14 protein-coding genes are annotated in these 14,225 nt (G+C 66.5%); 8 read left to right on the top strand and 6 right to left on the bottom strand.

Annotation, left to right across the window (positions count from 1 at the left end; all coding sequences use genetic code 11):
* Positions 1–52 precede the first annotated feature (52 nt).
* The 3 genes from MFF62_RS25215 (at position 53) to MFF62_RS25205 (ending at position 2,927) form a co-directional block, all read left to right on the top strand.
* Positions 53–1,234 (top strand): ABC transporter substrate-binding protein, encoded by a 1,182-nt coding sequence (locus tag MFF62_RS25215; RefSeq protein ID WP_238265868.1) that lies wholly within the window; start codon positions 53–55, stop codon positions 1,232–1,234.
* A 125-nt stretch (positions 1,235–1,359) separates the two neighbouring features.
* Positions 1,360–2,619 carry a PQQ-dependent sugar dehydrogenase gene (locus tag MFF62_RS25210; RefSeq protein ID WP_238265867.1) on the top strand — a complete coding sequence of 420 codons (1,260 nt, stop codon included), beginning with the start codon at positions 1,360–1,362 and terminating at the stop codon, positions 2,617–2,619.
* Complete coding sequence (locus MFF62_RS25205; protein ID WP_238265866.1) at positions 2,616–2,927, top strand: c-type cytochrome; 312 nt, start codon at positions 2,616–2,618, stop codon at positions 2,925–2,927. Before MFF62_RS25210 ends, MFF62_RS25205 begins: the two co-directional genes overlap by 4 nt.
* Positions 2,928–2,967: 40 nt before the next feature.
* On the opposite strand, the gene MFF62_RS25200 is transcribed toward MFF62_RS25205, so the two are convergent.
* The 4 genes from MFF62_RS25200 to MFF62_RS25185 are packed head-to-tail and all read right to left on the bottom strand — an operon-like array spanning position 2,968 to position 6,278.
* Positions 2,968–3,687: an ABC transporter ATP-binding protein gene (locus MFF62_RS25200; RefSeq protein WP_238265865.1), complete on the bottom strand. Its 720-nt coding sequence runs from the start codon at positions 3,685–3,687 to the stop codon at positions 2,968–2,970.
* Positions 3,680–4,432, bottom strand: coding sequence for an ABC transporter ATP-binding protein (locus MFF62_RS25195; RefSeq protein WP_238265864.1), 753 nt, complete (start codon positions 4,430–4,432; stop codon positions 3,680–3,682). The genes MFF62_RS25200 and MFF62_RS25195 overlap by 8 nt, the downstream gene beginning before the upstream one ends.
* On the bottom strand, positions 4,429–5,415 hold the full coding sequence (locus MFF62_RS25190; protein WP_238265863.1) for a branched-chain amino acid ABC transporter permease: 987 nt from the start codon (positions 5,413–5,415) through the stop codon (positions 4,429–4,431). Before MFF62_RS25190 ends, MFF62_RS25195 begins: the two co-directional genes overlap by 4 nt.
* Complete coding sequence (locus MFF62_RS25185) at positions 5,412–6,278, bottom strand: branched-chain amino acid ABC transporter permease (protein WP_404990837.1); 867 nt, start codon at positions 6,276–6,278, stop codon at positions 5,412–5,414. The genes MFF62_RS25190 and MFF62_RS25185 overlap by 4 nt, the downstream gene beginning before the upstream one ends.
* Before the next feature lie 170 nt (positions 6,279–6,448).
* Between MFF62_RS25185 and MFF62_RS25180 the strand changes: the two genes are divergently transcribed.
* The 5 genes from MFF62_RS25180 (at position 6,449) to MFF62_RS25160 (ending at position 12,295) form a co-directional block, all read left to right on the top strand.
* On the top strand, positions 6,449–7,369 hold the full coding sequence (locus MFF62_RS25180; protein WP_238265861.1) for an aldo/keto reductase: 921 nt from the start codon (positions 6,449–6,451) through the stop codon (positions 7,367–7,369).
* Positions 7,370–7,381: 12 nt separating this feature from the next.
* Positions 7,382–8,734: an NTP/NDP exchange transporter gene (locus MFF62_RS25175; RefSeq protein ID WP_238265860.1), complete on the top strand. Its 1,353-nt coding sequence runs from the start codon at positions 7,382–7,384 to the stop codon at positions 8,732–8,734.
* Positions 8,735–8,834: 100 nt separating this feature from the next.
* Positions 8,835–9,941 carry an S-(hydroxymethyl)glutathione dehydrogenase/class III alcohol dehydrogenase gene (locus tag MFF62_RS25170; protein WP_238265859.1) on the top strand — a complete coding sequence of 369 codons (1,107 nt, stop codon included), beginning with the start codon at positions 8,835–8,837 and terminating at the stop codon, positions 9,939–9,941.
* A gap of 11 nt (positions 9,942–9,952) precedes the next feature.
* A complete protein-coding gene (fghA, locus tag MFF62_RS25165; protein WP_238265858.1) occupies positions 9,953–10,801 on the top strand; it encodes an S-formylglutathione hydrolase in 849 nt (282 codons plus the stop codon).
* A gap of 12 nt (positions 10,802–10,813) precedes the next feature.
* Entirely contained in the window at positions 10,814–12,295 is a 1,482-nt protein-coding gene (locus tag MFF62_RS25160; RefSeq protein ID WP_238265857.1) for an amidase, read from the top strand.
* Positions 12,296–12,514: 219 nt separating this feature from the next.
* Here the strand turns inward: MFF62_RS25160 and msuE are convergent, their stop codons facing one another.
* The gene (msuE, locus tag MFF62_RS25155; protein WP_238265856.1) at positions 12,515–13,078 is read right to left on the bottom strand and encodes an FMN reductase; all 564 of its coding nucleotides are present in this window, start codon (positions 13,076–13,078) and stop codon (positions 12,515–12,517) included.
* A 146-nt stretch (positions 13,079–13,224) separates the two neighbouring features.
* Complete coding sequence (locus tag MFF62_RS25150; protein ID WP_238265855.1) at positions 13,225–14,037, bottom strand: MetQ/NlpA family ABC transporter substrate-binding protein; 813 nt, start codon at positions 14,035–14,037, stop codon at positions 13,225–13,227.
* Positions 14,038–14,225 lie beyond the last annotated feature (188 nt).

Genomic DNA, 14,225 nt, shown 5'->3' with positions numbered 1-14,225 from the left:
TACACTCCCTGATCGATGCAGCCGTCCGATGCTGCACTTTCGGGAGAAATCCATGACGTTCAGTCCGCTGCGGCGCGCCATGATGGCGTGCGGCGCCCTTGCCGTCCTCACGCATTCCCCGCTGTCCAGTGCTGCCGATCCGGTCAAGATTGGCCTGATCGCGCCGTTCTCGGGCAGTTTCGCCGACTATGGCAAGCAGATGGAAGGCGGCATCAAGGCCTGGCAGAAGCTGAACGGCGACACCGTGGCGGGCCGCAAGATCCAGATCATCGTGAAGGACACCACCGGCCCCGTGCCCGAGGTGGCCAAGCGATTGGCGCAGGAACTGGTGGTGCGCGACAAGGTGGACATCCTGGCCGGCTTCGGGCTGACACCCGAGGCGCTGGCCGTGGCGCCGGTTGCCGAACAGGCGAAGAAGCCGATGGTGATCTTCAATGCCGCGTCGTCGATCATCACCACGAAGTCGAATTACATCACCCGTGTGTCGATGACGCTGCCGCAGATCTCCGCGCCCATGGCCACGTGGGCCGTGCGCAACCAGATCAAAAAGGTGGTGACGCTGGTGGCCGACTACGCGCCCGGCATCGACGCCGAGACCGCGTTCAAGACCAACTTCCTGGGCGGCGGCGGCCAGGTGGTCGAATCGATCCGCGTGCCGCTGCGCAACCCCGAATTCGCGCCATTCATCCAGCGCATCAAAGATGCCCGTCCAGAAGCGGTGTTTCTGTTTCTGCCGGCCGGCGAGCAGGGCGTGGCCTTCATGAAGGGCTTCCGCGAGCGCGGCCTGGCCGATGCCGGCATTCGCGTGATCGCCACCGGCGACCTCACCGACGACCACGTGCTGCCGGCCATGGGCGATGCCACGCTCGGCGTGATCACGTCGTTCCATTATTCCGCAGCGCACGATTCCAAGGAAAACAAGGCCTTCCTGAAGGCGTTTGCCGAGGCCAATCCGGGCGCCGGACGCCCCAACTTCATGGCCGTGGCCGCCTATGACGGCATGGCCGCCATCTACGAGGCGCTCAAGAAGACCGGCGGCGCCACCGACGGCGACAAGTTCGTGGGGGCGCTGAAGGGCATGAAGCTGCAAAGCCCGCGCGGCCAGATCACGATCGATCCGGCCACGCGCGATGTGATCCAGACCGTCTACATCCGCAAGGTGGAAAAGGTGCGCGGCGAGCTCTACAACGTCGAGTTCGACAAGTTCGACGGGGTAAAGGACTCGGGCAAGTAGCTTCGAAATCTTTCATCGAGATGTCAGGATTGTGTAATTCCCTTGGCGGAAAAGCTGTCCTAACCTTGTCTGGCGGCGTGTGCGCGCCGCCAGCAGCTTCACGAAAAGAACCAGGAGACATCACGATGAAGAGCTCAGCCATTGCCCTGGCCGCGTCGCTGTTCGTGGCCGCCCCCCCCCTGTTCGCCGCCCCCACCGACAACCTGCAGAAGCTCCAGAACTTCAAGCAGACCGGTGCCGCGCCCGCCGAGAAGATCCAGCAGGACGGCAAGAAAGCCGACGCGCTGCGCGAGAACCTGAAGGCCATCAAGCTGCCCCCGGGCTTCAAGATCGAGTTGTTCGCGGTAGTGCCCGAGGCCCGCCATATGGCCGTGGAGCCGTCGACGGGCGTGGTCTTCGTCGGCACGCGCAAGAACCGCGTCTGGCAGGTCACCGACCGGACCAAGCGCCGGGTGGCCGATGACGTGGTGCAGTTTGCCAGCGCCATCACCTTCAAGGTACCGAACGGGGTCTGCTTCTCGCCGGACGGCATCCTTTACGTGGCCGAGCAGAACCGCGTGCTGGCCTTCCCGGCCGCGCAGTTCTTCGGCGAGGGCGGGTCCGACGTGGCCGCCGCCGTGGTGGTGCCACAAGGCAAGCTGATTCCCGTCGAATTCGAGAGCTTCAACCATGGCGCCCGCGCATGCCGGGTCGGCCCGGACGGCAAGCTCTATATCGCGCTGGGGCAGCCCTGGAACGTACCGCCCAAGGACAAGCTGGCCGCGCTGAACAAGAATGGCCTGGCCGGCATCATCCGGATCGGCCAGGACGGCAAGAACCGCGAGAACTACGCGCTGGGTGTGCGCAATTCGGTGGGGCTCGATTTCAACCCGGCCGACAAGACGCTGTGGTTCACCGATAACCAGGTGGACGGCATGGGCGACGACCAGCCACCCGGCGAACTGAACCATGCCACCAAGGCGGGCCAGAACTTCGGCTTCCCGTGGTATGGCGGCGGCAAGGTGCGCACCACCGAGTACAAGGACCAGGAGCCGCCCAAGGACGTGGTCTTCCCGGTGGTGGAATACGCGGCTCACGCAGCGGACCTGGGCATGTCGTTCTACACCGGCAAGATGTTCCCGGCCAAGTACCAGGGCGGCGTGTTCGCGGCCGAGCATGGTTCCTGGAACCGCACCAAGCCGATTGGCGCGCGCATCGTCTATACCGCCGTGAAGCCTGACGGCAGCGTGGGCGAGTCCGAGATCTTCGCCGAAGGATGGTTGACGCCGAACGGCGAATACATGGGCCGCCCCGTGGACGTGCAGCAGTTGCAGGACGGTTCGCTGCTGGTCTCGGACGATTTCGCGGGCGCGATCTACCGCATCTCGTACTCGGGCGCGAAATGACGGGCGTACGCCGTGGCACTGCACTGTTGTTGGCGGCGGCCTGGGCCAGCGCACCGGCGCTGGCCGGCGACGTGCAGGCCGGCCGCGCCAAGGCAATGCAGTGCCAGACCTGCCACGGCCTCGACGGCAAGTCGAAGCTGCCCGAGGCACCCCACCTGGCGGGCCAGGTCGAGCAGTACCTGGTCAAGGCGCTCAAGGACTACAAGACCGGCGCGCGCAAGGACGAGATGATGAGCATGATGGCCAAGCCGCTCAGCAATGCCGACATCGAGAACCTGGCGGCCTTCTACAGCAGCCTGAAGCCGTAGCGCGCCTCAAGTCCCAAGCCTCAAACCCCAGCCCCCATCCCTAGGCCACCTCGTCGCCCTGCCGCACCGTCATCAGGCGGTCCAGCAGCGGCGGGTCGGCCAGCAGGCTGGCGCTGTCCGAGCGGTGTACCACGCGGCCCCGATCCAGCACCAGCGCCTGGCGCGTCATCGACAGCGCAAGGCGCGCGTGCTGCTCCACCACGATCACGGCCATGCCGCTTTCGGCGATCAGGCTGGCAATCACGCGCTGCAATTCCTGCACGATGATCGGCGCCAGGCCCTCCATCGGCTCGTCCAGCAGCAGCAGCGCCGGGTTGACCATCAGCGCGCGGGCAATCGCCAGCATCTGCTGCTCGCCGCCCGATAGCTGGTTGCCAAGATTGCGGCGCCGTTCCTCCAGCCTCGGGAACGTGCGGTAGATCCTGGCCACATCCCACTGCCCGGGCCGGGCCACGGCCGACAGATGCTCGGCCACGGTCAGCGACGGAAAGATCCAGCGCTCCTGCGGCACCCAGCCAATGCCCGCCTGCGCACGGCGATGTGACGGCATGCGCAGCAGGTCGCCACCCAGCCAGGCCACCTGTCCCGCGCGCACGCGGGTAAAGCCCATCAGCGTGGCCAGCAGCGTGGTCTTGCCCACACCGTTGCGGCCCAGCAGCGCCAGGCTGTCGCCGGCATCCAGTGACAGATCCACGCCGTCCAGCACCACGGCTTCGCCGTACCCGGCGCTCAGGCCCTGCACGCGCAGCAGTTCAGTCATGGGTGGCCTCCCCCAGATACACCTCCTTCACGCGCGGGTCGGCGGCAATCTCGGCGGGCGTGCCCTCGGTCAGCACGCTGCCGCCCACCAGCACCGAGATACGCTCGGCAAAGCGGAACACCAGGTCCATATCGTGCTCGATGAAGAGGATGGTGATATCGCGCGGCAGGTTGGCGATCACCGCGAACAGCTCGGCACTGTCGCCGGCCGGAATGCCCGCTGCCGGTTCATCCAGCAGCAGGATCGACGGTCGCGTGGCCAGTGCCAGCGCCATTTCCAGCAGGCGCTGCTTGCCGTAGGGCAGATGCCGCGTTTCGGCGTCGGCGTCGCGGTCCAGCCGCAGCAGCGCCAGTACCGACATGGCCTCGTCCACCAGCGCCGCCTGCGACGCCACGGTGCGCGCCCAGATGCGCGACGCGCCGGTGCGCTCGGCCACGGCCAGCACCACGGACTCCAGCACGGTCAGCCCTGGAAACAGCGTATTGATCTGGAACGTGCGCGTCATGCCCAGCTTCACGCGTGCATGCTGCGGCAGCGCGGTGATATCGCGCTCGCCCAGCCAGATGCGCCCCGCCGACGGCGGCAAGGCGCCTGTCAGCAGGTTGATCAGCGTGGTCTTGCCCGCGCCGTTCGGCCCGATCAGCGCGTGACGCGCGCCCGGTTCAAACGTCAGCGAGATATCGGTATTGGCGGCAAACGCGCCCCAAGACTTGCACAGCCCCTCGGTACGCAGCGTGGCGGTCATGCGTCGGCCCTCCGTTCGATCGCCGCCGCGCGCCGCCGTGCGGCCCAGGCACCGATCGCACCCATCACGCCGCCCCGCGCAAACAGCACCATCAGCACCAGCAGCAGGCCTATCCAGAACTGCCAGTAAACCGGGTTGATGCCGGCCAGCACGTCCTGCGCGATCATGAACAGCGCCGCGCCGATCAGCGCGCCGTAGAGACGCCCCGTGCCGCCCAGCACCAGCATGACCAGCAATTCCGCCGAGCGCGGAAAGCCCAGCACATCCATGCCCACGAACTGCGTGGTTTGCGCCAGCAGGCCACCCGCCACGCCGGCAATGGCCGCCGCCACCGTGAACACCGTCCGCAGGCGGCGCGGCACATCGGCGCCCAGCGCGGGCATGCGCCGCGCGCCTTCGCGCAGGCCGCGCAGCGACAGGCCGAATGGCGACGCCACGATGCGCCGCACCAGCACGAACATCAGGAACAGCACCACCAGGCTGTAGACATAGGCGGTCTTGCCATACAGGTCGAACTCGAACATGCCCAGCAACGGCTGCATCGTCACGCCGGACAACCCGTCGACACCACCGGTCAGGAACGCCGCCTTGTTGGCCGCCTCGAACAGCATCAGCCCGATGCCCAGCGTGACCATCAGCCGCGTGAGATCGCCGCCGCGCACCACCAGGAAGCTGCAGAGCCAGCCGGCAAAGGCGGCCACGGCCGCCGCCGCGACCAGCCCCGACAGCGGCTCGCCCCAGCCGTGCGCGCCCAGCAGGCCCGCCGTGTACGCCCCCAAGCCGAAGAAGGCGGCATGGCCCAGCGAGACGATGCCCGCGTAGCCAAGGATCAGGTCCAGCGACAACGCGAACAGCCCCACGATCAGGATCTGACTGCCCAGGATCAGGTAGTCGGGCAACGCGAAGAACAGCGCCACCGGCAGCAGCCAGAACACGATTTCGGCCGGGTGCCAGCGGCCGTCAGGTAGTTGATGCGGCATCATGCGGCGCGCCTCCCGTAGAGACCGGCCGGAAACGCCACCAGCAACAGCACCATCATCGCGTAGATGACAAAGGCGCCAATCGCGGGCACGTAGTACTTGCCGGCCACGTCGGCCACGCCCAGCACCATGGCGGCCACCAGCGATCCGCGGATGCTGCCCGCCCCGCCCACGGCCACCACCAGCAGAAAGTAGACCATGTACTTGAGCGGAAACGTGGGATCGAGCCCGAGCACGTCGATGCCCAGGCCGCCGCCCAGCCCTGCCAGCCCCGAGCCCAGCGCGAACGTCAGGCTGAACACGCGGCCCACGTCGATGCCCAGGCCGGTGGCGGCCTGCTGGTTGTCCACCGCCGCGCGTATCTGCGCGCCAAAGCGCGTGCGGGCCACCAGCCAGCCCAGCTTCAGCGTGATGACGATCACCACGGCCAGCAGGAACAGGCGGTAGGCGCCCACGTCGAGCCCGGCCACCCTGACCTGTCCGATCAGGAAATCGGGCAGCACCACCGGCTGCTGTCCGGGCCCGAAGAACCATGTGGCCCCAGCCATGGCCATGAAGGTCAGGCCGATCGAAAACAGTACCTGGTCCAGGTGGCTGGCCCGGTAGAGGCGCCGATACAGCGTGCGCTCCAGCAGCCAGCCGGCCAGCGCGGCACCCAGGAATGCCACCGGCAGCGCCGCCAGGAACGGCACGCCGAGCCGGTTCATCAGCACCACGGCCACGTAGCCGCCCAGCATCGCGAAGGCACCGTGCGCTAGGTTGACGAAGTTCATCAGGCCCATGGTCACCGACAGGCCGATGCTGATCAGGAACAACAGACTGCCGTATGTCACGCCGTCGAACAGCACGCCGGGCAAGCTCGATATCACGATCCGGTCCTCTTTCTGGGTGGATGACCGCTGGTGGATGGACAAAGGTCGGCCGATTGTTCAGTGGGCGCCGCTTTTTTGCAATCGGGCCCGACCCGCGCCGTGGTTTACTTCGCCTGCCGCACGCGCTAACGTCTGCTGGGACCACCGCCAAGGGACGAGACGCCATGCCGATCGACCGCCGCACCTTTCTTGGGCTATCCGCCACGCTGGCCGCGCTGCCAGCCGGGTCCGCGCTGGCCGCCGCCCAGGCCGCCACCGTGGAAGCCCCGATGCGCCGCAAGATCCCGGGCACGAGGGAGCAGTTGCCCGTGATCGGCATGGGCACCGCCGACACGTTCAACGTCGGCCGCGACTCCGCCGAGCGCGCGCCGCTGACCGAGGTCATGGCCATGCTGCTGCAGCGCATTCCCAATCCCGTGATCGACACCGCGCCAAGCTACGGCGCCGCCGAGGCCGTGACGGGCGACCTGCTGCAGTCCGCCAACGCACTCAGCAAGGCCTTCGTGGCCACCAAGATATCCACCAGCGCTGCCAATGCGATGACCCAGTTCACACGCTCGCGTATGGAATTGCACTCGGACAGCGTGGACTTGCTGCAGGTGCACAACCTGATCGACTGGCGCGACAACCTGAAGCTGGTGCGCCAATGGAAGGACCAGGGCAAGACGCGCTACGTCGGCATCACGCATTACCGTGAAGACGCGCACGAGGAACTGGCCAAGATCCTGCGCGCCGAAAAGCTCGACTTCCTGCAGGTCAATTATTCGCTCGGCGAGCGCAATGCCGAGAAGGTGCTGCTGCCACTGTGCGAGGAGCGCGGTGTGGCGGTGCTGATCAACCGTCCGTTCCAGGACGGCCGGCTGTTCTCGGCGGTGCGCGGCAAGCCGGTGCCCGACTGGGCCGGCGAGGTCGACTGCACGTCGTGGGCGCAGCTGTTCCTGAAGTTCATCGTCAGCCATCCGGCCGTCACCGCCGCCATACCCGCCACATCCAAGCCGAAGAACATGGCCGACAACCTGGGCGCCGCGTTCGGTCGCATGCCCGATACACGCGAGCGCGCACGCATCGCGGCGGCCCTGGCCTGACCCGCCGCCGCCATGCATACGCCGGAGCCCAATCCCGACCCGCCGCGCACCGGCCGGCTGCTGGGTGTGCGCGCCGGCGAGATGCCGGCGGTGGCGGCCGCGTTCCTGTTCTTCTTCTGCCTGTTCGCCAGCTACTTCATGCTGCGGCCCGTGCGCGAGACGATGGGCATCGCCGGCGGCGTCAAGAACCTGCAGTGGCTGTTCACAGCCACGTTCGTGGTAATGCTGGCCGCCATCCCGTTCTACGGCGCGTGCTGCAAATGGTTGCCGCGCCGGCGCTTCGTGCCCTGGGTCTACGGTTTCTTCATCGCCAACCTGCTGGCCTTCGCGTTCGCCACGCGGGCCGTGCCCGACAACGTCTGGCTGGCGCGCGTGTTCTACGTATGGCTGTCGGTCTTCAACCTGTTCGTGGTGTCGGTGGCGTGGAGCCTGATGGCCGATGTATTCCGGCCCGAGCAGGCACGGCGGCTGTTCGCGCTGATCGCGGCCGGGGCCAGCGCGGGCGGGCTGGCCGGCCCCGTGCTGGGCGGCTGGCTGGTGGGCGGCATCGGGCTGACCGGCCTGATGCTGCTGTCGGCCGCGCTGCTGGCCGCCACGCTGCCCGGTGTGGGCTTCCTGTTCCGCTGGCGGCGCCGGATGGGCGCCGGCCTGGTCGATGGGCCATCGCCGGCCGGGCAAGATCCCGCGCAGCCCGTGGGCGGCGGCCTGTGGGCCGGGCTGGTGCTGGTCATGCGGTCGCGCTATCTGCTGGGTATCAGCCTGTTCGTGATCCTGCTGGCCACGGCCAGCACCTTCCTGTACTTCGAGCAGGCGCGGCTGGTGTCCGAAGCGTTTCCCACGCGCGCGCAGCAGACCCAGGTGTTCAGCGCGCTGGACGCCACGGTGCAGGGGCTGACCATCCTGGTGCAGATCTTCTTCTCGGGCCGCGTGGCCAGGCGCTACGGCGTGGCCGCGCTGCTGACCGCCGTGCCGCTGGCGGTGACTGTCGGCTTCCTGGTGCTGGCGATGTGGCCCACGTTCGGCGTGCTGGCCGCCGCGATGATCGTGCGGCGCGTGGGCGAGTACGCGCTGCTGCGGCCGGGCCGCGAGATGCTATTCACCGTGGTGGACCCCGAGACCAAGTACAAGGCCAAGAACGTCATCGATACCGCGATCTATCGTGCCGGCGACGCGGTGAGCGCCTGGGTCAAGACCGCCATCGATGCGCTGTCGGGCCATCCGGCCACTGTGGCGCTGGCCGGCGCCGCGCTCGCCATCGCCTGGGCGTGGCTTGGCTGGTGGCTCGGCCGGCGGCATGAAGGACAGTTGTCCGCGCAGCCGCCGCGCGACGCCGTGATGCCGGGCAGCGCGCGCGGCAGCCGATAATCGCGCGCCGGTCTGGCCGCATCGCGCCGATGCCCGTATAGTGCTTGCCGTGTCGGCGGCCCGCATGCCGCCCTACCTCATTCGCACAGGAGCCTGCCTCATGAAAACCAAAGCCGCCATCGCCTGGAAAGCCGGTGCCCCGCTCACCGTTGAAGAGGTGGACCTCGACGGTCCTCGCGCCGGCGAAGTGCTCGTCGAAATCAAGGCCACGGGCATCTGCCACACCGACTACTACACGCTGTCCGGCGCCGACCCCGAAGGCATCTTCCCGGCCATCCTGGGCCATGAAGGCGCGGGCATCGTCACCGACGTAGGCCCCGGCGTGACGTCGTTGAAGCCGGGCGACCACGTGATCCCCCTCTACACGCCGGAATGCCGCCAGTGCAAGTTCTGCCTGTCGCGCAAGACCAACCTGTGCCAGGCCATCCGCTCGACGCAGGGCAAGGGCCTGATGCCCGACGGCACGTCGCGTTTCTCGATCGACGGCAAGCCGATCTTCCACTACATGGGCACGTCGACGTTCGCCAACCACATCGTGGTGCCGGAAATCGCGCTGGCCAAGATCCGCCCGGACGCCCCGTTCGACAAGGTCTGCTACATCGGCTGCGGCGTGACCACGGGCGTAGGCGCCGTGCTGTTCACGGCCAAGGTGGAAGCCGGTGCCAACGTGGTGGTGTTTGGCCTGGGCGGTATCGGCCTGAACGTGATCCAGGCCGCCAAGATGGTGGGCGCCGACAAGATCATCGGCGTTGACCTGAACCCGGGCCGCGAAGCCATGGCGCGCAAGTTCGGCATGACGCATTTCATCAACCCGAAGGACGTCCCGAACGTGGTGGACCACATCGTGCAACTGACCGATGGCGGCGCCGACTACTCGTTCGAATGCATCGGCAACACGCAGGTCATGCGCCAGGCGCTGGAGTGCTGCCACAAGGGCTGGGGCAAGTCGATCATCATCGGCGTGGCCGAAGCCGGCGCCGAGATCTCGACGCGTCCGTTCCAGCTCGTGACCGGCCGCGAATGGAAGGGCTCGGCCTTCGGCGGCGCACGTGGCCGTACCGACGTGCCGAAGATCGTCGACTGGTACATGGAAGGCAAGCTCAACATCGACGACCTGATCACGCACACGCTGCCGCTGGATCGCATCAACGAAGGCTTCGACCTGATGAAGCGCGGCGAGTCGATCCGCTCCGTCGTCCTGTACTGAGGCACCGGCCCATGGAACTGCTGTCCGAACACGGCTGCCACGGCGGCGTGCAGCGCTTCTACCAGCACCAGTCGGCGGCCATCGGGCTGCCGATGCGGTTCTCGGCCTACGTGCCGCCGCAGGCGCTGGCTCCCAACGCCAAACCGCTGCCCACGCTGTTCTACCTCGCCGGCCTGACCTGCACCGAGGAAACCTTCATGATCAAGGCCGGCGCCCAGCAGTACGCCGCCGAGCACGGCCTGATCCTGGTGGCACCCGACACCAGCCCGCGCGGCGCACACGTGCCGGGCGAGGCTGACGCCTGGGACTTCGGCGTGGGTGCCGGGTTCTATGTCGACGCCATCGAGGCACCATGGCGCATGCACTGGCGCATGGAAAGCTACGTGGCCGACGAACTGTTCCACCTGGTCACCAGCGAACTGCCCGCCGACGCCGCCCGCGTCGGCATCTTCGGCCATTCGATGGGCGGCCACGGCGCGCTGGTGCTGGCACAGCGGTATCCGCAACGCTTCCGCTCGGTCTCGGCGTTCGCGCCCATCGCTGCACCGTCGCAATGCCCGTGGGGCGTAAAGGCGTTCACCGGCTACCTCGGCGAAGACCGCAACCGCTGGGCCCAGCACGACGCCACCGCCCTGATGGCCGCGCAGGCATCGGCACCATTCCCCGCCGGCATCCTGGTGGACCAGGGACTGTCCGACAAATTCCTGGCCGAACAGCTCCACCCCGAAGCCTTCGAGGCCGCCTGCGAAAAAGCCGGACAACCGCTGACGCTACGCCGCCACGCGGGCTACGACCACGGGTACTACTTCATCTCGACATTCATGGCCGACCATGTCCGGCATCATGCCGAGAGGCTTTGAGGGTAGACGTTCATGACTGCCACCACCTACCGCCCCCACCCCCTCGTCATGCTGTCTGCGCGGCAGCTTTCCGAATCGATCCATACGAAGCAGGTGTCGAGCCGCGAGGTCATGGCGGCCTATCTGGCGCACATTGCCGCCGTGAATCCGGGCTGCAATGCCATCGTGGCGCTGCAGGACGAAGATGCGTTGATTCGCGAGGCCCAGGCCGCCGACGATGCATTGGCGCGGGGCGAGTCAAAGGGCTGGATGCACGGCATGCCGCAGGCGCCGAAGGACCTGGCGATGACGCGCGGCATTCGCACGACGTATGGGTCGCCGATCTTCAAGGACAACGTGCCGGCCAGCGATTCGGTCATCGTCGAACGCATGCGCAATGCCGGGGCAATCCTGATCGGCAAGACCAACACGCCCGAGTTCGGGCTGGGTTCGCACACGTTCAACCCGGTATACGGCGCCACGCGCAATCCGTACGACCCCACGCGATCGGCGGGCGGCAGCAGCGGCGGCGCGGCGGCGGCGCTGGCCACGCGCATGCTGCCCGTTGCCGACGGCAGCGACTTTGGTGGATCGCTGCGCAATCCGGCGGCGTTCTGCAATGTGTACGGATTCCGTCCGTCGTCGGGACGCGTGCCGTACGGCCCGGCGCCCGAGCTGTTCATGCCGCAACTGGGCTGTGAGGGCCCGATGGCCCGCAATGTCGCGGATCTGGCGCTGTTGCTGGCTACGCAGTCAGGCCCCGATCCCCGCACGCCGCAGGCGCTGCCCGAAGATCCGGTGCTGGGCACGCTGACGCCGCAGAACGTCGGCGGCGTGCTCGATGCCGACCTGTCTAGCAAGCGCGTGGCGTGGCTGGGCGACTGGGGCGGTTATCTGCCGATGGAAGACGGCATCCTGGCGCTGTGCGAGCAGGCCCTGCGTTTCTTCCCCGATTTCGGTGTGAAGGTCGACGCAATCCAGCCGCCCTATCCGCCGGAGAAGATCTGGCAGACATGGCTTGCGCACCGGCACTTCCTGACCGGCAATGCACGGCTTGGGCTCTACACCAATCCGTCGACACGCGCGCAACTGAAGCCCGAGGCGATCTGGGAGATCGAGGGTTCGCTCGACCTCAAGGCGTCGGACCTGTACGCGGCCAGCACGCAGCGCAGTGCCTGGTATCAGGCGTTGCTGCGCATGTTCGAGCAGTTCGACTACATCGCCGTGCCCACGGCGCAGGTGTTTCCGTTCGATGTGAACGAGCACTGGCCGAAATCGATCAAGGGCCGGCAGATGGACACCTATCACCGGTGGATGGAAGTGGTGGTGGCGTGGACGCTGTCGGGCTGCCCTGTGATCAGCGTGCCGGTGGGATTCAATGCGGATGGCTTGCCGATGGGCATGCAACTGATCGGCCGGCCACGCGATGATCTGAGCGTGCTGCGCCTGGCTGCGGCGTATGAGAAGACGCGGGATTGGGTGAATGACCGGCTGCCGGCGGTGATTGCGGGGTAAGAGTTAGTCCGCACCGCTTGTTTTGGCTCCCCTCTCCCGCGTCGCTTGTTTGCTCCCCTCTCCCGCGAAGTGGGAGAGGGGCGGGGGTGAGGGCCTGGCGGTTCAAATTGCGATCAGTCGGCAAGCAGAGCCGCATTGCCCTCACCCCCAACCCCTCTCCCGCATTGCGGGAGAGGGGAGCAAATCAAAATCAGAAAATCAAAACCAAAAACCAAACCCTCAAGCCACGCGTCGCAACTGCCTTGCTGACGCCCCGAACAGCGGCGCGGCCCGATCCGCGACCAGCTTGATGCGCTCGGCCAGCGCGCCGTTGCCAACCTGATACCCATCGAAATCGGCCGTCGCGGCATACACGCCGATCGGCAGCGTCAGCGCCTGCAGGAAGCTGAACAGCGGTCGCAGCTGATGCTCCAGCACCAGCGCGTGGCGGTCGCTGCCACCTGTGGCGGCCAGCAGCACGGGCTTGTCGACCAGCGCGTTCATGCCGACGAGGTCGAACAGATGCTTGAAGTGTCCGGGGAACGATCCGCGATAGACCGGTGCGGCGGCAATCACGAGGTCAGCCGATTCGATGGCTGCGATCTGCGCCTCGATGTCGGCCGGCAGCTCGTCGCGCGTCAGGGCGGCGCCCAGCGGGCGTGCAATCTCGCTCAGGTCCACGATCTGCGCATCCAGCACCAGACGCTGGTCCAGCTCGGCCAGCAGCGCCTGGATCAGCACCAGCGTGCGCGAAGGTTGATGGGCGCTGCCATTGACGGCGACGACTTTGAGCGGTGTGGACACAATGAATCTCCGGGGCGTGTAGCGATGACATACCTTAGCGTCGTGCCACCGCGATGCGAACGAACCAATTCGAATATGAATAGATGCAAAAACGGCAGCCCTGAGGCTGCCGTTTCGCTTGCTGCAAGAATGCGTGTCGACGTTGCTTAGAACGACGGCACCATCGCGCCCTTGAACTGCGTCTTCATGAACTGGCGCACTTCCTCGGACTGATACGCAGCCACGAGCTTCTTCACCCAGGGCTTGTCCTTGTCCTGCGTGCGCACGACGATGACGTTCGCGTACGGGCTGTGGATGTCTTCCAGCGCAATCGAATTCGCGGTCGGCTGCAGGCCGGCGGCCAGTGCATAGTTCGTGTTGATCACGGCGGCGGCCACGTCGGGCAGCGCACGGGCCAGCTGGGCGGCGTCGAGTTCCACGAACTTGAGCTTCTTCGGGTTCTCGGCGATGTCGAGCGGCGTGGCGTTCACACCGTTGGTGCCTACGCCCGGTTTCAGCTTGATCACGCCTTGCGCGGCCAGCAGCAGCAGCGCGCGGTTTTCGTTCGACGGATCGTTGGGCACGGCCACCTTGGCGCCTTGCGGCAGGTCCTTCGGCGACTTCAGCGACTTCGAGTAGATGCCCAGCGGCGAGATGTAGGTGTAGCCCACGCTGACCATCTTGTAGCCGCGCTGCTTGATCTGGCTATCCAGATACGGCTGGTGCTGGAAGCTGTTGGCGTCCAGGTCGCCAGCATCGAGTGCCGCATTCGGCTGCACGTAGTCGTTGAATTCCACGATCTTCACGTTCAGGCCGTTTTTCTTGGCCACTTTCTGCACCACTTGCCAGACTTCGGCATCGGGCCCGCTGACGGTACCCAGACGAACGGTCTGTTCCTGTGCCGATGCGTTACCGGCAGCCACCACGCCCAGTGCCACGGTAGCGGCAACCAGGCTCTTCGTGATCGAGAGCATTTTCATAGCTTTTATTTTTCCTGGGAATCGAGGAGCGGCCACACCGGATAGGCGCGGCCGAGGCGCAAGGGGCCCGTCAGAAATTTTGTGTTTAGGGCATAACATGTCGCCAAGGAGCATGTCATGCCACGTAGAACCAAGACGAGCCAGGCCGCCGATCGTGAGCTGCCGACCATTCCCGAAGATCTGATCGC

Origin of the sequence: Cupriavidus pauculus, assembly GCF_022179805.1 — a bacterium.
GTDB classification, from domain to species: domain Bacteria; phylum Pseudomonadota; class Gammaproteobacteria; order Burkholderiales; family Burkholderiaceae; genus Cupriavidus; species Cupriavidus pauculus_E.
This window is presented reverse-complemented; position numbering and strand designations above follow the sequence as displayed.